The organism is Brevibacterium sp. CFH 10365 (assembly GCF_009299785.1).
Taxonomy (GTDB): Bacteria; Actinomycetota; Actinomycetes; order Actinomycetales; family Brevibacteriaceae; genus Brevibacterium; species Brevibacterium limosum.
On record NZ_VIGO01000004.1, the window covers coordinates 40,673 to 61,584 of the forward strand.

Annotated in this window: 17 protein-coding genes; 7 read left to right on the plus strand and 10 right to left on the minus strand. The window is 66.6% G+C overall.

Annotated elements, in window-relative coordinates; translation table 11 throughout:
- The first annotated feature begins 35 nt into the window (after window positions 1–35).
- The 3 genes from FHG09_RS08840 (at window position 36) to FHG09_RS08850 (ending at window position 3,306) form a co-directional block, all read left to right on the plus strand.
- Entirely contained in the window at window positions 36–1,253 is a 1,218-nt protein-coding gene (locus FHG09_RS08840) for a class I SAM-dependent methyltransferase (RefSeq protein WP_152347304.1), read from the plus strand.
- Window positions 1,254–1,276: 23 nt separating this feature from the next.
- Window positions 1,277–2,110: a sulfurtransferase gene (locus FHG09_RS08845; protein ID WP_152347305.1), complete on the plus strand. Its 834-nt coding sequence runs from the start codon at window positions 1,277–1,279 to the stop codon at window positions 2,108–2,110.
- Between the two features lie 335 nt (window positions 2,111–2,445).
- On the plus strand, window positions 2,446–3,306 hold the full coding sequence (locus FHG09_RS08850) for a C40 family peptidase (RefSeq protein ID WP_152347306.1): 861 nt from the start codon (window positions 2,446–2,448) through the stop codon (window positions 3,304–3,306).
- Between the two features lie 109 nt (window positions 3,307–3,415).
- Here FHG09_RS08850 and FHG09_RS08855 read toward each other — a convergent pair whose 3' ends face one another.
- The 5 genes from FHG09_RS08855 to FHG09_RS08875 all read right to left on the minus strand — a co-directional run bounded on the left by FHG09_RS08855 (window position 3,416) and on the right by FHG09_RS08875 (window position 9,992).
- On the minus strand, window positions 3,416–5,047 hold the full coding sequence (locus FHG09_RS08855) for a glycoside hydrolase family 3 N-terminal domain-containing protein (protein ID WP_227492649.1): 1,632 nt from the start codon (window positions 5,045–5,047) through the stop codon (window positions 3,416–3,418).
- Between the two features lie 79 nt (window positions 5,048–5,126).
- Window positions 5,127–6,641 carry a mannitol dehydrogenase family protein gene (locus FHG09_RS08860; protein ID WP_152347307.1) on the minus strand — a complete coding sequence of 505 codons (1,515 nt, stop codon included), beginning with the start codon at window positions 6,639–6,641 and terminating at the stop codon, window positions 5,127–5,129.
- On the minus strand, window positions 6,638–7,591 hold the full coding sequence (locus tag FHG09_RS08865; protein ID WP_227492650.1) for a carbohydrate ABC transporter permease: 954 nt from the start codon (window positions 7,589–7,591) through the stop codon (window positions 6,638–6,640). Before FHG09_RS08865 ends, FHG09_RS08860 begins: the two co-directional genes overlap by 4 nt.
- Window positions 7,588–8,529 carry a carbohydrate ABC transporter permease gene (locus tag FHG09_RS08870; RefSeq protein ID WP_227492651.1) on the minus strand — a complete coding sequence of 314 codons (942 nt, stop codon included), beginning with the start codon at window positions 8,527–8,529 and terminating at the stop codon, window positions 7,588–7,590. Before FHG09_RS08870 ends, FHG09_RS08865 begins: the two co-directional genes overlap by 4 nt.
- Before the next feature lie 104 nt (window positions 8,530–8,633).
- Window positions 8,634–9,992: an ABC transporter substrate-binding protein gene (locus FHG09_RS08875; RefSeq protein WP_152347308.1), complete on the minus strand. Its 1,359-nt coding sequence runs from the start codon at window positions 9,990–9,992 to the stop codon at window positions 8,634–8,636.
- Between the two features lie 131 nt (window positions 9,993–10,123).
- On the opposite strand from FHG09_RS08875, the gene FHG09_RS08880 reads away from it, so the two are divergent.
- The 4 genes from FHG09_RS08880 to FHG09_RS08895 all read left to right on the plus strand — a co-directional run bounded on the left by FHG09_RS08880 (window position 10,124) and on the right by FHG09_RS08895 (window position 15,081).
- On the plus strand, window positions 10,124–11,119 hold the full coding sequence (locus tag FHG09_RS08880; RefSeq protein ID WP_193627331.1) for a sugar-binding domain-containing protein: 996 nt from the start codon (window positions 10,124–10,126) through the stop codon (window positions 11,117–11,119).
- On the plus strand, window positions 11,116–12,714 hold the full coding sequence (locus tag FHG09_RS08885; RefSeq protein WP_227492652.1) for a xylulokinase: 1,599 nt from the start codon (window positions 11,116–11,118) through the stop codon (window positions 12,712–12,714). Before FHG09_RS08880 ends, FHG09_RS08885 begins: the two co-directional genes overlap by 4 nt.
- A gap of 6 nt (window positions 12,715–12,720) precedes the next feature.
- Window positions 12,721–13,818, plus strand: a complete 1,098-nt coding sequence (locus FHG09_RS08890) for an ABC transporter ATP-binding protein (protein WP_152347310.1) — start codon at window positions 12,721–12,723, stop codon at window positions 13,816–13,818.
- Between the two features lie 135 nt (window positions 13,819–13,953).
- On the plus strand, window positions 13,954–15,081 hold the full coding sequence (locus FHG09_RS08895; protein WP_152347311.1) for a glutamate--cysteine ligase: 1,128 nt from the start codon (window positions 13,954–13,956) through the stop codon (window positions 15,079–15,081).
- Window positions 15,082–15,301: 220 nt separating this feature from the next.
- Here the strand turns inward: FHG09_RS08895 and FHG09_RS08900 are convergent, their stop codons facing one another.
- The 5 genes from FHG09_RS08900 to FHG09_RS08920 form a co-directional block, all read right to left on the minus strand.
- On the minus strand, window positions 15,302–15,856 hold the full coding sequence (locus FHG09_RS08900) for an NUDIX domain-containing protein (RefSeq protein WP_227492653.1): 555 nt from the start codon (window positions 15,854–15,856) through the stop codon (window positions 15,302–15,304).
- The gene (gene tsaD, locus FHG09_RS08905; protein ID WP_152347313.1) at window positions 15,843–16,922 is read right to left on the minus strand and encodes a tRNA (adenosine(37)-N6)-threonylcarbamoyltransferase complex transferase subunit TsaD; all 1,080 of its coding nucleotides are present in this window, start codon (window positions 16,920–16,922) and stop codon (window positions 15,843–15,845) included. The genes FHG09_RS08900 and tsaD overlap by 14 nt, the downstream gene beginning before the upstream one ends.
- Window positions 16,919–17,494, minus strand: coding sequence for a hypothetical protein (locus FHG09_RS08910; RefSeq protein WP_152347314.1), 576 nt, complete (start codon window positions 17,492–17,494; stop codon window positions 16,919–16,921). Before FHG09_RS08910 ends, tsaD begins: the two co-directional genes overlap by 4 nt.
- The gene (locus tag FHG09_RS08915) at window positions 17,491–18,438 is read right to left on the minus strand and encodes an aldo/keto reductase (RefSeq protein ID WP_227492654.1); all 948 of its coding nucleotides are present in this window, start codon (window positions 18,436–18,438) and stop codon (window positions 17,491–17,493) included. The genes FHG09_RS08910 and FHG09_RS08915 overlap by 4 nt, the downstream gene beginning before the upstream one ends.
- Window positions 18,439–18,532: 94 nt before the next feature.
- Window positions 18,533–20,866 carry an HtaA domain-containing protein gene (locus FHG09_RS08920; protein WP_193627332.1) on the minus strand — a complete coding sequence of 778 codons (2,334 nt, stop codon included), beginning with the start codon at window positions 20,864–20,866 and terminating at the stop codon, window positions 18,533–18,535.
- Window positions 20,867–20,912: the final 46 nt, after the last annotated feature.

A 20,912-nucleotide genomic window follows, 5' to 3' on the forward strand; every position in this document is an offset into this window, starting at 1 on the left:
GGGGATCGCCTCGGCCCGGACGATAGGGTGAAGCCATGGATCCGCAGACTCTGACCGAACTCCTCGACGTCGCCGTCCTCGACCGGCTCGACCGCATCGACGAGCTGAAAGGCGATGAGCTCGCCCGGTCGACGGCTCTGCGGAAGGAGGGATACTCCGCCGAGGTGACTGCCGCGCTGCTCACTCAGGCTCGGCTGCGGCGGGAGGCTGCCGCAAAGCTCGGGCCCTTCGCCGAGGATATGCTCTTCACCCGCGACGGCTTGGCCCAGGCCACGCGGCTGCCGGTCGCCGCACACCACGCCCGCCGTCTCATCGGGGATGCACCCGAGGGCGAGTCCTTCCGCATCGCCGATCTCGGCTGCGGGATCGGAGCGGACTCGGTCGCCTTCGCCGGAATGGGGGCACAGGTCTCGGCCGTCGACGCCGACGAAGTCACCGCGGCCATCGCCGCCTTCAACCTCCGACATCTGCCCGACGCTTCCGTCGAGCACGTGCGCGCCGAGGAGGTCGACCTCGACGGATTCGACTCCCTCTGGTTCGATCCGGCCCGCCGGAGCATCGGCAGGGCCGACAGACGCGGATCGACCGCCCGCATCACCGACCCCGAGGCCTTCTCCCCCTCCCTGTCGTGGGTGGTCGAGAAGGCGAGCGCGGCGAAAGCGGCCGGAGTGAAGCTCGGTCCGGCACTCGACCACGATCTCGTCCCCGAGGAGGCCGAAGCCCAGTGGGTCTCCCACAACGGTGAGGTCGTCGAGGTCTGTCTGTACTTCGGTGCGGCCCGCCAGCGGCCCGGGCGCGGAGCCCTCGTCATGGGCGAGCGCACCCTCCTCGTCCACGAAGACGACCTGCCCGACGAGGACGAGGCGGACATCGGAAAACTCGGGAAGTATCTGCTCGAACCCGACGGGGCGATCGTGCGCGCCGGCCTCGTCGCCGCTCTGTGCCCACCCCTGCAGGCGCGCCGACTGCACCCGAAGATCGCGTATCTGACCACCGACGTCGAACCGAGCGGCCCGGCCGCCGCAGGAGTCACCGCCTACGAGGTCATCGACGTTCTGCCCGCAAAGGTCCCGAGCCTGCGCAAAGAGCTCGTCTCCCGCGGAATCGGCTCGGTCGTGATCAAGAAACGCGGTGCCGACATCGTGCCCGACCAGGTCCGACGCCAACTCAAACTGCCCAAGGGCGCTCAAGCCACGCTCGTTTTCACCCGGCTCGGCGAACGCCACGTCGTGCTGCTCACCCAACCGGTGTAACCACGCACAAGAAGGAGATCGAATTGAACCGCACCGACGTCCTCATCAGCGCCGATGAGCTGCTCCCCCGGATGTCCGCCTCCCCCGCGCCGAGGCTGCTCGACGTCCGCTGGACCCTGCCCAAGCCCGATGGCGCCGACGACTTCGCCGCCGGGCACATCCCCGGCGCCGTCTACGTCGACCTCGACACCGAGCTCGCCAACCACGGCAGCACCGACCCGACAGCCGGCCGACACCCGCTGCCGAGCCCCGAGGCCTTCCAGGAGACGGTCCGTTCATGGGGCATCGACGAAGGCACCGAGGTCGTGGTCTATGACGACAACTCGTCTCTCGGCGCGGCCCGTGCCTGGTGGCTGCTGCGCTGGGCCGGGCTGAACGCGCGAGTCCTCGACGGCGGACTCGCCGCCTTCCGCGATGCCGGCGGAACGCTCGAGACCGGCGACTCCCCCGATGTCGCGCCCAGTTCCGTGGTGCTCAGCCCTGGCCGACTGCCCGTCATCGACGCCGAGGCGGCGGCCGGCTTCGACGGCGTCCTGCTCGATGCCCGCGCCGGTGAGCGCTTCCGCGGAGAGACCGAACCGCTCGATCCGCAAGCCGGCCATATTCCCGGAGCGAAGAGCGCCCCGGCCACGGACAACGTCCCCGCGGGGACCTTCCTGCCCGAGGCCCTGCTGCGTGAACGTTTCGCAGAGCTGGGTGCCTTCGACGGACAGGTCGGCGTCTACTGCGGTTCGGGAGTCACCGCCTGCCACAATGCGCTGGCGCTGGCGACGCTCGGCGTCAAGGCGAGCCTCTACCCCGCCAGCTGGTCCGGTTGGTCGTCCGATCCCGACCGTCCCGTCGAAACCGGAGACTGACGCTCAGCCACCATTGCTCGCGCAGTCACGCGCCGTCGGCGTTCTTGGGTCGATCCACGGTGGTTTCGGCGTGAAAAACGCCTCGGATCGACCCAGGAATCGCATTTCGCGAATGTCACGAAACGTTATTCGAAGCAAAGACTGCGTGCTGAATCACAGACAGAATCGGCGGAATCCACCGCCTTCCCAAGGCCGCTTCCTTCTTCCCTAACCCTGTGACCAGGCATTATGACTCTCAACCTGCCGAAGAATCCTTTTGTAACAGAAACGTGACAGAAGATCACGAATTCGTTACAGTTGTGGATATCGTTACAGACAGGCAATGAGAGGACATCGTGGCATCGAAGCAGCACGGCCGCCGCGCCGCCGACGTCAAGGCCAAGACACCACTGACCGAGCTGAGCGAACTGCTCGCTGCGAATTCCGGCGCATTCGGCCGCCGGGCCGCAGTCGTCGCCGCCAGCGGCGGACTGCTCACCGCAGCGGTCCTCCCCGCTGCCGGACAGGGAACCGACGACGAAGCTTCGGTCTCTGCCGAGACCGAGAAGCAGGCGCCGGTCGAGTTCAAGAACCAGACACCGACCATCGACGCCGGCGGAAAGTCGCAGAAGGGCGATCAGGAGGCCGCGGTCACTGTCGACACGGACGTCGTCACTGCCGAGGCGGCCCCCAAACCCAAGCCGAAGCCCAAGCCCGAGCCGGAGGAGACCACCGAGACGGAGTCCGCGGAAGAGCCCCAGCCGGAACCGAGCGAGGCCGCGGGCGATGATTCGTCCGAGAGCCCGGACGAGGGCGCCGAGGATGAGAGCCCGAAGAAGGACGCCGGGGACTCCGACGACTCGGGCCCGATCGACGGGTCCAAGGCCGAACAGGTCCTCGGCTGGGCAGAGAAGGGGGTCGGAACTCCATACGTCTTCGGTGGAACGTCGCAGAGCGGCTGGGACTGCTCCGGCTACACCTCCTGGGTCTACAGCCACGTCGGCGTCGACCTGCCTCGTCAGTCGGGAGCCCAGAAGGGATCCGGGACGATCGTGTCCCAGTCAGAGGCGAAGCCCGGCGACCTCATCTGGCATCCCGGCCACGTCGGCATCTACGCCGGCGACGGACAGATGTACGATGCCGGTTCGCCCGGGTCCGGAACCTCGAAGCGCAGCTACAGCTGGATGGGCGACGTCACGTTCATCCGCGTGCTCTGATCCGCCTCCACAACCACAAGAACCCCTCGTCGGCAGCATCGCCGTCGAGGGGTTTTTCGTATCCGAGCTTGCTCTGTGAGCATGCCCCGGTCGGCCGCTGCAGCCCGGTTCACCCGCAGTCGGGCGCTTTGTCGCTGCCGTCGTAGTCCGCGGGCAGCTGACCTGACGCCTTGAGATCCCCCTTGAGCCACTTCGCCACGGCTTTCAGCGCATAGGGGTTCGAGTCGTATGCGGTCACCGCGGACTCCGCCGAGGTGCTGCGCATCGTCCACGGGGCAGCTGTGCCCACAGCCACCTCGGCCGACGTCGACGGGCTCAGACTCACGGAGGTCCCACCGGACCCGACGGTGAGCCCCTCGGCTTCGGCCGCTTCCTTCAGCGCCGCCTTCTCCTTATCGCTGCCGCCGACGATCGAGATCGAATCGGTGCCTGCGAAGGAGCATTCGCCCTTCAGCACGGTGAGGGACCCATCGGCCACCTCGGTGAGGACCTTCTTCGGATCTTCCGCATCCGAGTCCTCGGCCTGCACGCTCTTCTGCGCTTCGGCGGTGGCCAGCTGAGCGGCGACGACGCGTTCGGATTTCTCGACGAGGTCCTTCTTCTTCAGCGTCCCGTCCCCCATCGCCTTCACGATCGCCGTCTGCGCGGCCGCGGAGTCCGGGGGCATGAGTGCGATATCGGCTCCGGCGGCGAGCGCCTTGACGGTCTCCCCGCCATTCAGGTTCTGCGGCACGGCCTTCATGTTCAGCGCATCCGTGGTGATGACACCGTCATAATCGAGGGTCTCGCGCAGCGCCGAATACGCCTTCTCATTGAGCGTCGCGGGCGTCGTCTTCGCATCGGGCAGCCCGATATGGCCCATCATCACCATCGGCACACCCGCTTTGACCGCGGATTTGAACGGCAGGAGATCCGTGTCCTCCATCTCCTCGATCGACTTCTCCGACACCGGCAGGCTCTCATGCGAATCCACGCCGAGGCGGCCGTGCCCCGGGAAATGCTTCGCCGAGCTCGCGACCCCACCGGACCGGTATCCCTCGACGGCGTCGGCGACGACCTCCGCGACGTCCTCATGGTCGGTGCCGCCCGAACGGACGTTGATCGCTTTGTCCTTCGGCCCGACGGTGACATCGGAATCCGGGGCGAAGTCGATGGTGAAGCCCAGTCCTGTGAGGTTCTTCCCCTGCACGGTCGTGGCGTCGGTGATGAGTTCGGAGTCGTCGGTGGCGGCCAGGCCCATCAGCGGTGGGAACGGCAGCGCGGCCGAACTCAGCCGGGACACCGGGCCGCCTTCCTGGTCGACGCCGATCGACACGGGCTGACCCTTCGTGCGCGCCCCGGAGATCTGACCAGTCAGTTCTGTGACCTGGTCCTTCGTCGGGTTCTCCGACAGGTTGTAGCCCATGACGATGACCCCGCCGAGGTGGTTCTGCTTGACCATGTCCACCGGGGTCTGCGTGTCCGTGCCTTCCCAGGTGCCGATGATGAGGGACCCGGCGAGCTCTTCGTCGGAGAAGCCTGCGACGATGTCCGCGGCCTCGTCCGCGAAATCTGCCGGATCGGCGTCAGCGGGGTCGTCCACAGCGGGTTCGGCTTCGGTCCGAGTCTGCGCCTGCGAGTCTGATTCCGTACCGGGTCTCTGTTCGCCCGAGGTGGATTCGGGGTCCGCCGCACCGCCGGAACAGCCGACGAGCGCAAGTGTCGTGGTCAGGGCCAGGAGGCTCAGGCGAGAACGCAACATGCCTCCATGCTAGACGCTGACCCTGGCCCGGCGCCTGTCGGACTCGGCTCCGAACCGGCACTCGCCGGCACTGTGTCCGTCAGAGTGGTTCGTGCGCGGCGAGGCGGCGAACGGTCTCCTTCGCTCCGCGTTCGTGCAGCGATGTCAGTGCGGCGAGGTACGGTGCGGTGAAGCGCGGCTCCTCGGCCAACCCGCCGAAGAACTGCTCCTGCCGGACGAAAGCCAAAGGGTCCTCTGCCTGTGCCCCTGCGACCTCCTGCAGCCGTTCGGCATAGCGGTCGACGATGGTGAACCGTCCGCCGGTTTCGTCGTGCCCTTCGGCATAGCGAGCCCAGGAGGCACAGATCGCCGCGGCCACCTCGATGGGATGACCGGACGCGAGGTTGTCCATAACGACCGGCAGCAGCCATTTGGGGATCCGATCGGAGGATTCGGCACCGAGGCGAGCGAGGGTGTCGCGGATCTCCGGATTGCTGAACCGTTCGATGAGCGAATCCTTGTACGCCTCGACGTCGATTCCGGGCAGCGGCGACAGACTCGGTGTGCCCTCTTCGTCCATGTATCGGCGCAGGTAGGCAGGGATGTCCGGGTTCGCCATCGCCTCATGGGCGAAGGTGTATCCGCCGAGGAGACCGAAGTACGCAAGCCCCTGATGGCCGGAGTTGAGCAGGCGCAGCTTCATATGCTCATAGGGCAGCACATCGGTCACGACCTGCACTCGAGCCTGCTCATAGGGCGGACGGCCGGACGTGAAATCGTCCTCGAGCACCCATTGGAAGAAGGGCTCCGCGACGACCGGCCAGGCGTCGGTCACTCCGGTGTCGGCAAGCAGATCGGCCCGGTCGCCGTCGGTCGTGGCCGGGGTGATGCGGTCGACCATCGAGTTCGGGAACGCGACGTTCTCACCGATCCAGTCGGCGAGTTCGACGTCGACGAGGCGGGCGAAGGCGGAGAACATCTTCGCCGCGACCGCGCCGTTCTCGGAGATGTTGTCACACGACTGCACGGTGAAGGGGTCGAGACCGGCGTCCCGACGTGCCCGCAGCGCGGAGACGATGTAGCCGAAGACCGTGGCCGGCAGCTCTCCTGCCCGCAGCGCCTCGACGTCGGCGACGATCGCCGGGTCGTCGGTGATGAACTCCCCGGTGACGGGGTTGACGTTGTATCCGCCCTCGGTGACGGTGAGCGAGACGATGCGGATCGTCGGGTCGGTGAGCAGCTCGAGCAGCCCGGCCGGGTCGTCGGGGCCGAAGCGGTAGTCGATGATCGATCCGATCACCCGGCGTTCCTTCGCCCCATCGGCATGTTTGAGGGTCAGGGTGTACAGGTGGTCCTGGTCGGCCAGGGCGTCGCGCATGGCGACGTCGTGGGGCAGCACTCCGGCTCCGACGATGCCCCAGTCGGTGGCGAGTCCTGCCTGCATGAGGTCATCGAGGACCATGGCCATGTGCGCGCGGTGGAATCCGCCGACTCCGAAGTGGACGATGCCCGGGCGGACGGCCGACCGATCATAGGTGGGGACGGCGATGCCGTGGTCGGCCACCTCGGCGAGGTTCCGGGTGTTGAGGGAAAGCGCGGTCGTCGGTGCGGTCATTTGACGGCTCCCATGGACAGGCCCTGGACGAGTTTGTCCTGAGCGGCGATTCCGGCCACGAGCACGGGCACGGAGATGATGAGCGATGCTGCGCACACCTGCGACAGGAACAGACCCTGGGAGGTGACGAAGCTCGTGAGGAACACGGGTGCCGTCGACGCGGCCGTGGAGGTGAGCACGGTGGCGAAGAGGAGTTCGTTCCACGAGAAGATGAAGCAGATCAGGGCGGTCGCGGCCAGTCCGGGTGCGGTCAGCGGCAGCAGGATCTGGACGAACACGCGCGGCAGCCGGGCACCGTCGAGTTCGGCTGCCTCGAGGACTTCGATGGGCACCTCGGCGAGGAAGGAGCGCATCATCCACACCGCGATCGGCATATTCATCGCCGAATAGATGATGATGAGCAGCAGCCAGGTGTCGAGGATTCCTGTCGACTTCGCGACGAGGTAGACGGGCAGGAGGCCTGCGACCATCGGCAGCATCTTCGTCGACAGCAGGAAGAAGAGCACGTCCGACCAGCGTTCGATGCGGCGGATCGCCAGCGAGTACGCGGCCATCGTCGACAGGACGAGGACGATGAGGGTCGAGACGATCGCGGCGACGGCGGAGTTGATGAGGAACGGCCACGGATTCGCGCCGTTGCCGCCGCCGAAGAAGTTCACGTACGAGTCGAGGGTGAGCGGTGCGAAGAAGCTCGGCGGGTTCGTCGAGGCGTCGGTCTCGGCGTGGAGGCTGGTCAGCAGCATCCACAGCAGCGGTGAGACGAAGAGCAGCCCGACGAACCAGGCCAGGAGGCCGAGCAGGACCTTTCCCACCCGGCCCTGGCCGGGCCGCCTCGGTGCGTTCGCCTTCCGCCGAGGCGGCTCGGCCGATCCCGGTCCGCCGGGTTCGGTCGTGGTGGGCGTCACCCCGGGTTCGGGGCGTGTGCCCACGGTCAGATCGGAGGTGCTCATGAGTTCTCCTCCTTGAGCAGGGTGGATGCGGTGCGCAGGGCGAAGGTCGCGATGATCAGAGAGGCTGCGACGACGATGACGCCGACGGCGGAAGAGACTCCGTAGTCCTGGGCGACGAAGAACTCCTGGTAGATGACGTAGGGCAGGTTGGCTGTGCCGAGTCCGCCGGAGGTCATGGTGAAGACCATGTCGAAGTTCTGCACGATGTAGATCGTGCCCAGCAGTGCGGCGAGTTCGATGTAGCGGCGCAGGTGGGGCAGGGTGATGAAGCGGAACGTCTGCCAGGAACCGGCCCCGTCGACGAGAGCCGCCTCGTAGACGTCCATGGGTCGCGACTGGAGGCCGGCGAGCATGATGAGCATCATGAACGGCGTCCACTGCCAGACGAGGACGAGCCCGATGCCCAGCAGCGGCGAGGAGGTCATGAGGTCCGGCTGTGGGGCGGACTCACCGAAGACGACGGTCAGCAGTCCATTCAGCAACCCGTAGGAGGGGTTGAAGATCGCGTGCTTGAACAGCAGCGCCGCGGCCACGGGAACGACGAGGAACGGGGTGATCATCAGGGTGCGGACGAATCCGCGGCCGATGAACTTCCGGTCGAGCAGCAGGGCGATGCCCAGTCCCAGCAGCGCCGAGACGAGCACCACCCCGACGGTGAGGCCGACGGTGACGAAGACGGCCCGCAGCAGGTTCGCATCGGTGAACACGGTGACATAGTTCTGCACAGTGCCGAAGCTGATGTCATCCGGATAGGCGGCGTTCCAGTTCATGAACGAGATGATGATCGTGATCGCGAACGGGATCTGGGTGACGATGATGACGAAGATGAGCGCAGGCAGCATGGGCGCGCGTTTGAGCCATCGGTCCTTGGCACGAGGTCTGGGCGGCGCGATCGGCTGCGATGCACGCTCGGCGGCTGGTGCTGACACTTCGAACATCCTTTGTCAGGGGGCTGGTGCGTTCGGGAGGCGGGTGCGACCGGGCAAGCGGGCCTCGGCCTACCGCGGGGCGGGCAGTCACGGCCCGCCCCGCGGCTGTTCGGTCACTTCCTGTACTTGTCTCCGACCTTCTCGGCTTCCTTCTGCCCCTTCTCCAGGGCCTTGTCGACGGTCGTGCGTCCGGCGATGGCGGAGCTGACGTCTTCGGAGATGCCCGTGGCGAGATCCGCGAATTCGGGGATCGTCACGAACTGCACGCCGAGCGTCGGGCGCGGCTGGACTCCGGGATTCTCGGGATCGGCCGAGTTGATGGCGTCCTCGGTCTGCTGGTAGAAGGGTTCGGCGGCCTTCTGGTAGTCGGGATTCTCATACGTCGAGGCCCGCTTGCCTGCGGGCACATGCTGCCAGCCGAGCTCCTCGGCGACGGTCTCCTCGTAGTCCTTCGACGAGGCCCAGGCGACGAATTTCTTCGCCGCGTCCTGGTTCTTGCCGGCGGCCTGGATGCCCCACGCCCAGGTGTAGAGCCACGAGCTCGAGTCCGTCTCCTTGACCGGGGCGGCGACATAGCCGATCTTGCCCTTGACCGGGGAATCGTCGGCTTCGAGGGTGCCGGTGGCCGCGGTCGAGTCGTACCACATGGCGACCTTGCCCTGCTGCAGGTTCGTCAGGCATTCGGTGTACCCGGCCTGCGGGGCACCGGACTCGCCGTGGTCCTTGATGAGGTCGACGTAGAAGTTCGTCGCTTCCTTGAACTCCTTCGAATCGACCTGGGCGTTCCAGTCCTCGTCGAACCAGGTGCCGCCGAAGGTGTTGACCACCGTCGTCAGCGGGGCGAACATCTCGCCCCAGCCGGGCAGACCGCGCAGGCAGATGCCCTTCGTGCCCTTCTCGGCGCCGTCGACCTTCGCCGCGAGCTTCGCGACCTCGTCCCAGGTCGGCTTCTCCGGCATCTCCACGCCGGCCTTGTCGAAGATGTCGGTGCGGTACATGAGGAACGAGCCCTCACCGTAGAACGGTTCGCCGTAGACCTTGCCGTCGACGGTCATCGATTCGGCCATGGGCGTGAGGATGTCGTCCTGGTCGAAGCCCTCGGCATCGGCGACGCCTTCGTCCATGGGGGTCAGCCACTTGTTGTTCGCATACGTCGGGATCTCGTAGTTCGACATCGAGGCGACGTCGTAGTTGCCGGCCTGGGCGGCGAACTCCTGGCCGATCTTCGCCCGCACCTCGTTCTCGGGCAGCACCGTGTAGTTGACTTTGATGCCGGTGTCTTCGGTGAAGTGGTCGGCGGTGAGCTTCTGCAGGTCCTGCATCTGCGGGTTGTTGACCATGAGGACGTTGACCTCATCGCCCCCGCCCCCGGCGGAGCTGCCGCCGGCGCCGCCGCATCCGGACAGCGCCAGTGCTCCGACCATGCCGATGGCCGCCCATGTGGCGCTCCGGCGTGTGATCAGGTGTTTCATCGTTGTGCCTTCCCTCGTCCTTGCGGGATTGCTGCCCGCCATCGGGTTCGCTGCGAGAAAATCATATGAGCATCGGTGCTCATATGTGCAATACTGTGTCACGAACCAATCAGATGTGCAACACTTCACATATGAGCGAACACGATGTCGTCGACGCCGACGGGAGGACCATGAGCACAGTGCCCACCGCCCGTCATCGCCGCTTTCTCGCGCAGCTGGCCCGCGATCACTACCTCGAGGGCCGGTCGAAGGTCGAGATCGGCAAGGCGAACGGACTCAGCCGCTTCCAGGTCGCCCGCCTCCTCCAAGAAGCCGTCGACACCGGAGTCGTGACCATCACCATCGAAGCCGACGCCGGTGAAGCCGACGGACTGGCCGAGCAGGTCGCCGAAACTCTGGGCCTGGACTCGGTCGTCATCGTCGACATCCCCGACGAGGCCCTGGCCTCCCAGCAGATGGGCCGGGCCGCATTGTCGCTTGTCGGGCGCCACGCTCACGCGGGAATGCGCGTCGGACTGTCCTGGTCGCGCACGCTCGATTCCGCAGCCGCTTTCACCCCGGCCCTGCCCCGGTGCACGATCGTCCAGCTCGCCGGTGCCCTCCGCCTGGAATCGCACCGTCCCAGCTCGGAGATCTTCACCCGACTGGGACAGGATCCGGCCGTGAGCATGGTCCGCCTGCCGGCCCCGCTGCTCGTCACCGAGGCCGGCACCGCCGACGACCTGCGTGCCCTGCCCGAGATCTCGGGCACTCTGGCCGCCGCCGATGATCTCGACCTCGCCGTGGTCTCCGTGGCTTCCTGGGCCGAGGGCCTGTCTTCGGTGTGGGAGAAGTGCTCGCCCGCCCAGCGGCAGGCCGGCATCGACGATGGCGCCATCGCCGAGGTGTCCGGCCGTCTCTTCGACGCCGCCGGTGAGGACGTGACCACGATCGACGACCGCGTCATCGCCGTCACCCTCGACCAGCTCCGGAACGCCACGACGACCGTCGGCGTCGCCCGCGGAGCCGAACGCGCCCGGGCCCTCCGCGCGGCCTGTGCCGCCGGGATCCTCGATATCGCGATCGTCGACCGGGCGCTGGCCGATGAGATCCTCGCCGAGGCGACCGGGCCCGAGGAGTCGCTATGAGCACGAAGCGCATGTTCGTCGCCGGCGTCGACTCCTCGACCCAGAGCTGCAAGGTCGTCATCGCCGACCCGACCTCCGGTGCCGTCATCCGCACCGGTTCGGCCCCGCACCCTCCCGGCACCGAGGTCGATCCCGAGCATTGGTGGACCGCCCTGCAGACCGCGATCGCAGCTGCCGGCGGACTCGATGACGTCGCGGGCTTGAGCATCAGCGGCCAGCAGCACGGACTCGTCGCCCTCGACGCCGACGGCCGCGTCATCCGTGATGCCCTGCTGTGGAACGATCTGCGCAGCAAGGCTGCGGCCCGGGATCTCATCGCCGAGGTGGGGGTCGAGGACTTCGTCGCCCGCACCGGGATCCTGCCCGTCGCCTCCTTCACCGCCGCGAAGCTGCGGTGGCTGCGCGATGCCGAACCGGACGATGCCGAGAGGGTCGCCGCCGTCGCTCTGCCGCACGATTGGCTGACCTGGCGATTCCTCGGATACGGTCCCGCCGATTCCTCTGCCCGTGGTCCTGTGCTCGACGCCCTGGTCACCGATGCCTCCGACGCCAGCGGCACCGCCTACTTCGACCCGGGCACCTCCCGCTACGATTTCGATCTCTTCCGCACCGCCTTCGGTGTCCCGGCCCGCGAAGCGGCAGGCCTGCCGTGCGCCGCGGACACGGATGGGGACATCGTTGGGGAAGCCGCCTCGGCGATCGTCCTTCCACGCGTCCTCTCCCCCAACGAGGCGGCCGGGCACAGTCCGGACGGAATCGTCGTGGGGCCCGGAGCCGGCGACAATGCGGCGGCGGCCTTGGGACTCGGGGTCACCTCGGGCGATGTCGTCATCTCGATCGGCACCTCGGGCACGGTCTTCGGCACCACCGACCTGCCTGTCGCCGATGCCACCGGCGCGGTCGCCGGATTCGCCTCGGCCGACGGCGGCCGCCTGCCGCTGGTGGCGACCCTCAACGCCGCACGGGTCCTCGTCTCGGCGAGCACGCTGCTGCGCATCAGCCACGACGAGGTCGCCGCCCTGGCCCTGTCCTCGACTCCGGGCGCGAACGGGATCACCCTCGTGCCCTACTTCGAGGGCGAGCGCACTCCGAATCTGCCCGATGCGACGGCCCGACTCGAGGGGATGACTCTCAGCAATGCCTCGGCGGAGAACGTCGCCCGCGCCTTCGTCGAAGGGATGCTGTGCGGGCTCGCCGACGGCCTCGATGCGGTCCAGGCTCAGGGCATCGTCGCCGAACGGCTGCTGCTCATCGGCGGAGCCGCGCGCAATCCGGCCGTCCGGGAGGTCGCCCGAGACATCTTCACCGTCCCCATCGACGTTCCCGAACAGGCCGAGTACGTCGCCATCGGCGCGGCCCGGCAGGCGGCGTGGACGCTCACCGGCGTATTGCCGGACTGGCAGGTCGAGCTCGTCGCCACGCTGCATCCGCGGCCGTCTCGGGTGCGTGAGCAGTACGGTTCCTATGCGCACCAGACACCTGTCGAGGGTTCACCCGCCGACGCTTCCCCCACCCGCGAATCACTGTCCACCGCTCATCACTCACTGCCCGATCACCGTGGATCTTCGGGTGCGACCGCATCCGTGAAAGGTTGAGAACACATGGCCACTGTCACCTTCGACAAAGCACTGCGTCAGTATCCCGAAGCGCTGACGCCCTCCGTCGACGAGATCAGCCTCGACATCGCCGATGGCGAGTTCCTCGTCCTCGTCGGCCCCTCGGGCTGCGGGAAGTCGACGACCCTGCGCATGCTCGCCGGACTCGAACCCGTCGATTCCGGGCACATCCGCATCGGCGACCACGACGTCACGGACCTCTCCCCCAGGGAGCGCGATATTGCGATGGTGTTCCAGAACTATGCGCTCTACCCGCATATGAGCGTGCGGGAGAACATGGCCTTCGCCCTCAAGATCGCCGGTGTTGCGAAGAAGGAGAGGGACGAACGCGTCGAAGAGGCTGCCCGCCTGCTCGATTTGGAGGCGTTCCTCGACCGGAGACCGAAGGCCCTGTCCGGTGGGCAGCGGCAGCGTGTGGCGATGGGCCGAGCGATCGTCCGGTCCCCGCAGGTCTTCCTCATGGACGAGCCGCTGTCGAACCTCGATGCGAAGCTGCGGGTGCAGACTCGCGCGCAGATCGCCTCGCTGACGCGCCGCCTCGGTGTCACCACCGTCTACGTCACCCACGATCAGGTGGAGGCGATGACGATGGGCGACCGGGTCGCGGTCCTCGCCGATGGCCGTCTGCAGCAGGTCGATACGCCGGCGAACCTCTATGACCGTCCGGCGAACCTCTTCGTCGCAGGCTTCATGGGCTCGCCTGCCATGAACCTCATCGAGGTTCTGGTCGAGGGGAGGGGGCTGCGCCTCGGCGAGGTGGATCTGTCGCTGACGGACGGCCAGCGCGAGCAGGTCACGGGTGAGACGGTCACCGTCGGGATCCGACCGGAGGATCTGCAGGTCACCGATGCCCAGGGACTCGAGGTGACGGTGGATCTCGTCGAGGAGCTCGGCGCCGATGCCTATGTCCACGGCCGGGCGAACCTGCCCGCCGGGGAGAAGACGGTCGTCGCCCGTGTCGCCGGGCGGTCGACGATCCGCCGCGGGGACACGGTGCGGGTCTCCCCAGATGCGGCTCGCCTGCATCTGTTCGACACCGATTCGGGGCGCCGCCTCGGGGAGGGTGAACGTCAGGCCGCGTGAGGGATGCGTGCGGTCGGCAGGGGCCGTTCCCGGTACGGAGGTAAGGGCGCTCCGGCTCAGTGTCGGGGCGGATCCCACAGTCCGAATCGCACCGCAGAATCAGGCGAAACGGGTCGGCGCGATTATGATCGATCCATGGTCGATTTCGCACGCTCTCCCCGCTCCACCCTCGGTGTCGAGTGGGAACTGGCTCTGCTGGACTCTCGCAGCCTGGACCTGACCCCGGCAGCCGAGAGCCTGCTGGCGGATGTGGCCGAGCATGCTCCCGAGTTCGAGAAGCACATCGTCGGTGAGATGCTCACGAACACCATCGAGCTCGTCACCGGTGTGCACAGCCAGGTTGCGACCGTTGCCGAAGATCTGGCCGCCTCGATCGGAGCGCTGCGGAAGCTCACCGAGAACCGCGGCGTCGAGCTCATGTCGGCGGGCACGCATCCCTTCGCCCAGTGGCAGTCGCAGGAGGTCCGTGCCAAGGACCGCTATCTCGAACTCGTCGACCGCACCCAGTGGTGGGGTCGGAACATGCTGATCTTCGGCGTCCACGTCCACGTCGGCATCGACTCACGCGACAAGGTGCTGCCGATCGTCAACGCCCTGCTCGCCTACGTCCCGCACCTGCAGGCTCTGTCTGCATCCTCCCCGTTCTGGGGCGGCACGGACACCGGCTACGCCTCGAACCGGGCGATGATGTTCCAGCAGCTGCCCACCGCCGGCCTGCCCTTCCAGTTCGAGGCCTGGGCCGACTACGAGAAGTACGTCGACGACATGCTCACCACCGGGATCATCGACAACATCAACGAGATCCGCTGGGACATCCGGCCGGCTCCGCACTGGGGCACCGTCGAGGTCCGCGTGTGCGACGGGCTGCCGACGCTCGAGGAGATCCTCGCGATCACCGCACTCATCCAGTGCCTCGTCGATGACATGTCCGATCGCCTCGACGCCGGTGAGACGCTGCCGACGATGCCCGATTGGTTCCACAATGAGAACAAATGGCGTGCGGCCCGCTACGGCATGGACGCGATCATCATCGAGAACGCCGCGGCCGACGAGCGCCTCGTAACCGAGTGCCTGGCCGATGAGATCGAACGCCTCTCCCCCGTGGCCGAGCGGCTGGGCTGCGCGGCCGAGCTGCACTCGATCACCTCGATCATCGAACGCGGTGTGCCCTACCAGCGTCTGCAGAAGGTCTTCGGTGCCACCGGTTCGCTCACCGAAGTGACCCGCTCCCTCATCGGCGACCTGCGCAACTCGTACAGCTGAGGGGGTTGCGGGGCGGGGCCGCCAGTGCCGTAGGGCCGCTGTGCCGCGGGGCGGGGCCGCCAGTGCCACTGGACCGCTGGACCGCCAGCGCCACTGGGCCCCAAAGAGTGGTCGCTATCGGATACTTCACCCGCTGGCGAAAGTATCCGTTCGTGACCATTATTTGGCCCCGGCACCTCGTCGGCAGTCAGCCGGCCCGACCAGCATCACGCTCGCCCACTCACAGGTGCGGGCGGAGCAGCTCCAGCAGCGTCGGCAGCGCGGAGGCGACTCCGGGGTGCAGCTCATAGTCGTCGAGCTCGTCCAGCGGCACCCACGACAGTTGGATGCTCTCGGGGTCGCTGATGACAGCGTCGAAGCGGCGCAGGGTTCTCGCGATCACCGTCGTGTACGACCAGGTGTCAAGATCGAGCACATGCGTCTCGAGGATCTCGATGCCCGATCCGTCCTCGCCAGGCACCCCGGCCTCTTCCCACGACTCGCGGACCGCGGCCTCGACCGCCGACTCACCCATATCGCGGGCGCCGCCGGGGAATCCCCAGGTCCCGCCTTCGACCGACCACAGCGCCCGATGCTGCATGAGCACACCGCGCTCGGGATCGACGAGCATGAGCCCCGCGGCCCCGTTGAGCCCCCAATGCTTCTGCCCATCCGACCCGTACGTCCAACCATCACCTGATCGCCGAGGCGGCCGACCGTCAGGCAGACGCGTTGACTTCGCCGCCCGTGCGTTCCGCTCGGCGGCGCTGTTCGAGTCGTTCTCAGACGAGGACATGATCGACATCCAATGAGGAGACGGCAGCGAATGACAGGTTGCTCGGCCCGATTCCGCGGGAGACGAGCTCCGCACCGAGGGCTGCGACCATGGCTCCATTATCCGTGCACAGGGCCAAGGGCGGCACCCGCAGAGTCACGCCCGCTTCGGCGCAGCGAGCAGTCAGCACCTCGCGGAGGTGAGTATTCGCTGCCACTCCCCCGCCGAGGACGACGTGGTTGATCCCGGTGTCGGCGGCGGCGAGCAGAGTCTTGGTCACGAGCACGTCGACGACGGCGTCTTCGAATCCGGCGGCGACATCGGCCACCCGCAGGTCGGCTCCCAGAGTCTCCGCTTTCGTCACCTCACGCAGGGCCGCGGTCTTGAGCCCGGAGAATGAGAAGTTGTACCGGCGCTCCGGATCACGGAGGTCCTGTTTCTTCGCGAGTCCGCGCGGGAACTTCACGGCATTTCGGTCGCCGGGCACACCGGTGCCATCGAGCATCCCGAGCGCGGCCTTTGAGATGTTCGGTCCGCCCGGGTAGTTCAGTCCCAGCAGGCGCGCGGTCTTGTCGAAGGCCTCACCTGCGGCATCGTCGATCGTGGCGCCGAGGAGCTCGATGTCGTCGACGACATCGCCGATGCGCAGGATCTCCGTGTGACCTCCGGAGACGAGCAGGGCGATGGTCGGCGTGGTCAATCCGTCGATGTCCTCGGCAACGAGGTCGACGGCCACATGCGCAGCCAGATGATTGACGCCGTAGAGCGGTCTGTTCAGAGCCGCCGCAAGCCCTTTGGCCGCACCGACCCCGACCATGAGCGCACCGGAGAGACCCGGCCCGGCCGTCACGGCGACGGCGTCGATATCGGCAAGCTCCACCTCGGCGGTCTCACACGCAGAGGCGATGGCCGGACCGATCGCCTGCACATGGGCGCGGGAGGCGACTTCGGGCACGACTCCGCCGAAGCGGACGTGCTCGTCCATCGACGAGGACACCGTATTCGTCAGCAGTGTGCGACCGCGGACGATGCCGACCCCGGTTTCGTCGCACGAGGATTCGATGCCGAGGACGAGTGGTTCGCTCATGATTCGGCCTCGTCAGCGTCGGCCGAATCCGTGCCGTCCACAGAATCCGCAACCTCGAGCGAGAGATCGGAGTAGGCGGCGTTGAGTTCGGGTTCGGTCGCCTCGTCGATTTCGAGGCCGAGGGCCCGGGCGAACAAACGCAGGTGGGTGTCCCACATGGGGCCGAATTCGGCTGCCTGGGCTCGAGCAGATTCGACATCGGCGGCGCTGTGGGTGAACACCAGCAGGGTCTCCTCACCCGAATCTCCTTCGACCGGCAGGAGCCGGATGCCCAGAACTCCGAAGGCTTCGAGTTCGAGCAGTACGTGGTCGTACTCTTCGCAGCTGAGGACAGTGCCGTCCAAGTCGGCGTCCTCGAGCTCGAAGGTGAGCGGCCGGGAAGCGGGCACATCGACATCGTCCCCCGCATCTGCCGATTCCTCGCCGAGGCGGAACGGCGCGAACCATGTCCGTGCGGTCTCGCTGTCGGTCAGGGCGTCCCAGACGCTTTCGACGTCGCGGGCCACCGGCAGCTCGATGACGAGGTCGGTTCCGTTCTCCCAGGTGACCAGGCGTGGACTGGTCTCACTCATGCTTCCACCCAGGCTCCGTCGAGGGCGTCCTTCTCGTCGGTGCTCAGCTGCATCTCGGTTCCGGCGAGCAGCTCGGTGAGCTGTTCGGGCACACGCGCCGAGGCGATCGTCGAGGGGATGAAATCGTGAGTGAGCTGCCAGGCGATGGCCGTGGCTGTCATCGACGCACCGTGGTCGGCGGCGACGTCGTGGAGGACTTCGAGGGCACCGAGCGCCTTCTGGTCGTCGACGAAATCGGCCACACGTTCACCGCGGACGCTGCCGGTGGCGTCGCCGCCGGTGTGCTTGCCGGTGAGGAATCCGGAGGCCAGTGAGTGGAAGGGCAGTTCGGCCATGCCCTCAGTTCGCAGGTACGCCTGCTTCTGCGGGTCGACCGCGGCACGTGAGACGAGATTGAACCGGTCTTGGACGACTCGGTAGCAGGCCAGAGAGAGCTTCGTCGAGATCTTCCGTGCCTTCTGCAGTCGTTCGAGACTGAAGTTCGACGCCCCGAGGTAGCTGACCTTGCCGGAGCGGACGAGAGCGTCGAAGGTCTCGGCGACGGCGACCTGGTCGACGTCGTCATCGTCTTTGTGGGCGTAGTAGACGTCGATGCGATCGGTGCCGAGTCGGCGCAGGGAGTCATCGACGCAGTTGCGGATGTTCGCCGGGTCGAGGCCCCGACCCTTCGGGTGCATGCCGACCTTGGTGGCGATGACCATCTCATCGCGATTGCCGCGAGCCTTCATCCATTCGCCGATGATGGTCTCGGATTCTCCGCCCGAGTTTCCCTCGACCCACGCCGAGTACGCATCGGCGGTGTCGATGAAGTTTCCGCCGGCCTCGGCATAGGCATCGAGGACAGCGAAGCTCTGATCCCGATCCGCGCCCCAACCGAAGGGGTTGCCGCCCAACTGGAGAGGATGGACGAAGAGATCGGTATCTGCCAATTGCATATGTGTCATGCTGTCCAGCCTACCCTCCGGGCCCTTCGGGCCAGGGCCCTGCTCACGGTGGGCTCCACGCGAACCGAGCCCTGCTGCGCCTGGTCTCGCACCCTCAGATGAGGTCCGAGGGATCGAGGCCGATGTGGCGTCGGATTCCCGACCGGACGCCGAACCCGGCCACAACTGCTACGGCCAGCCCGGTGCCCATGACGATCCAGGCCCGAACGGGCACCTCGGATGCGGCCCGGGCTTCCTCGGCTTCCTGGGCGAATACGGTCTCATCGTCGATGTCCCCGTTCTTCTCCGACTTCTTGTCGTCGGTGCCCTTGCCTGCACCGGCGCCTGCGCCGCCTCCGGACCCGGCACCTGAGGCACCGGCCTGACCGGCTCCCGGCTGACCGCCGCCGCCCGAGGCTCTCTGTCCGGGTGCGCCGGAGCCTGCGGCCGGGGCGTAGTCTCCCGCACTCGGCTCGTAGTCTCCGAGTGAGACGGTCATAGGCTGGGCCGGTTTGTAGGGATCGCGCGCGCCGTCGGAGGTGAACCAGTAGGAGTACTGGCCTGTCTTGTGCTGGAAGTCGATGAAGTCCTGCGGGAAGGCACCCCAGTAGTCACTGTTCCCACCGGTCTTCTTCGCTTGAGCCGAGGCGTTCTCGTCCGAGCCGCCGACCGCGCTGCCCGCGGAGCCCGACTTGCCCTTGTTGTCATACTTCACCCCGAGGTAGTCGGGGGTGGCCGTGATGTGACCGTCGTCGAGGAGCGCGTCGATGTCGATGTTGGTGAAGTTCGCCATCGTGATCGTCTCGGGGTTGAGAGTGACCCACTTCGACGAGTCGAACATATCGGCCCCGTAGCCGCTGAGGTCGGCTGTGAGCTTGCCCTTGCCGCTGCCATCGACCTCTAGCTTCGGGTCGGTCGCCGACCAGTAGGTCATGCCACCATAGAAGGCGACGGTGAAGCTGCCCTTCCACTGAACGGTCACACCGTCATCGGACTCACTGACTTCGCCGTCCTTGATCGCCACCCGTGACTGGGTCCATGAGTCCTTACGGGTTGTCGACACGGCCTCACCCTCGGCGTCGAGGCACCGAGAATCCCAGGAGGCCTGCTTGAACGTCGAGCCTGTCGGCTTCTGGATCGTCACGTTCCCGGACTTCGACTTGTAGAATCCGCCACCGCCGGAGGGCCAGACCCGTGCGCTGCCGGAGTCCTTGGCCTTGCCTGCGGAGAGGAAGTTGCAGCCGCCGAAGAATGCTCCGCCATTGGCTTCCCGGTTCAGCGACCAGTACAGGGTCGCTGTGCCGTCGCCGGCGCTCTTCTTGTCGTCATCGCCATTCCCGTCGTCACCGGGGTCACCGGGCTCTTTCGGATCCGGCCCCGGCGGCTCGGTGTGATCCCCGTCTTTGGGGTCCTCGACGGTCTTGTCGTAGCTGACTGTGAGGTCGTTGGTCTTCTTTCGCGGCTGAAGTGAGGTGGCTCCTCCGGCGGTCGTGTACCAGTAGGAGTCCTGGCCAGTTTCGAGGTTGAAGTCGTTCCAATCCTGCGGCATGGCGCCCCACCAGGATTCGTTCTCCGCAGTCTTCGGGGCCTGCACATTGCGCCCGTCTGCGCTCGTTGAAACGTCGAGGAAGTCCGGGGTGAACGTGAAACCGGTGTCGGTGACGTCGACCTTGCCCTTCTGGATTTCGACGACGTCACCGTCACGAGCATCGAGCTTCTTCCAGATGCTCAGGTCGTCCATGTCGGCACCGTATCCGGAGTAGGTGCCGGTGATGGTGCCCTTACCGTCCTTGACCTCGAGTTTTGGATCCGAGATCGTCCAGTAGGTCATGCCGCCGTAGTAGGCGAACGTCCAGGAGCCCTCCCACTGGATCGAGGCGTTGTCGTTGTCGGGATCGACCGTGCCCGAGCCGTTGTCGATTCGGACGCGATCACCGGTGTGATTGTTCTCGGCCTGGGCGTTGACCTTGTTGTTGACCGAGGCATACTGCATCTTTCCTTCCCCGTCCACTGCCGTCGGTGTCGCACAGCGCTTCCCGAAGTTCGAGTACGTATTGTCTTCCTTGACGATCGAGACGTTGCCGTCGACGAAGTTGTCATCGCCATTCGTCTTGAACAGTTCTCCCGCGTCATCCTTCGTCCAGATCCGCGCCATGCCCGAATCCCCCGCCTCACCCGCGGCCAGGAAGTTGCATCCGCCGAAGTAGGATCCGCCCGTCGACTCATCATTGACCGACCATTCGAAGACCGCATCGTCGATCTCCTGCCCGCCCGTGTCCGTCGCATCGTCCACGGGCGAGGTCGTCGAGGTGGCGCCCGGCACCGAATACGGCGCCGTCATCGCCTGCGCCGGAGCGGTGAGCCCGAATCCGAGCAGCCCCAAGACCGCGATCCCTGCCGCGGTGCGTGCGAATATCCTGCCCCTGCGGGAGGAGGTGTGAGTGTGCATCGTGCTTCCTCGTCCGTTCTCGTCCCGCAGGACGGTCCGTGCGCGT

Coding starts and splice junctions, on each gene's coding strand:
- FHG09_RS08900 (WP_227492653.1), bottom strand. CDS start 15,856: ATGTCCTCGTCTGAGAACGACTCGAACAGCGCCGCCGAGCGGAACGCA.
- FHG09_RS08915 (WP_227492654.1), bottom strand. CDS start 18,438: ATGACACATATGCAATTGGCAGATACCGATCTCTTCGTCCATCCTCTC.
- FHG09_RS08885 (WP_227492652.1), top strand. CDS start 11,116: ATGAGCACGAAGCGCATGTTCGTCGCCGGCGTCGACTCCTCGACCCAG.
- FHG09_RS08865 (WP_227492650.1), bottom strand. CDS start 7,591: ATGAGCACCTCCGATCTGACCGTGGGCACACGCCCCGAACCCGGGGTG.
- FHG09_RS08920 (WP_193627332.1), bottom strand. CDS start 20,866: ATGCACACTCACACCTCCTCCCGCAGGGGCAGGATATTCGCACGCACC.
- FHG09_RS08895 (WP_152347311.1), top strand. CDS start 13,954: ATGGTCGATTTCGCACGCTCTCCCCGCTCCACCCTCGGTGTCGAGTGG.
- FHG09_RS08880 (WP_193627331.1), top strand. CDS start 10,124: ATGAGCGAACACGATGTCGTCGACGCCGACGGGAGGACCATGAGCACA.
- FHG09_RS08860 (WP_152347307.1), bottom strand. CDS start 6,641: ATGACCGCACCGACGACCGCGCTTTCCCTCAACACCCGGAACCTCGCC.
- FHG09_RS08890 (WP_152347310.1), top strand. CDS start 12,721: ATGGCCACTGTCACCTTCGACAAAGCACTGCGTCAGTATCCCGAAGCG.
- FHG09_RS08855 (WP_227492649.1), bottom strand. CDS start 5,047: ATGTTGCGTTCTCGCCTGAGCCTCCTGGCCCTGACCACGACACTTGCG.
- FHG09_RS08875 (WP_152347308.1), bottom strand. CDS start 9,992: ATGAAACACCTGATCACACGCCGGAGCGCCACATGGGCGGCCATCGGC.
- FHG09_RS08910 (WP_152347314.1), bottom strand. CDS start 17,494: ATGAGTGAGACCAGTCCACGCCTGGTCACCTGGGAGAACGGAACCGAC.
- FHG09_RS08870 (WP_227492651.1), bottom strand. CDS start 8,529: ATGTTCGAAGTGTCAGCACCAGCCGCCGAGCGTGCATCGCAGCCGATC.
- FHG09_RS08840 (WP_152347304.1), top strand. CDS start 36: ATGGATCCGCAGACTCTGACCGAACTCCTCGACGTCGCCGTCCTCGAC.
- tsaD (WP_152347313.1), bottom strand. CDS start 16,922: ATGAGCGAACCACTCGTCCTCGGCATCGAATCCTCGTGCGACGAAACC.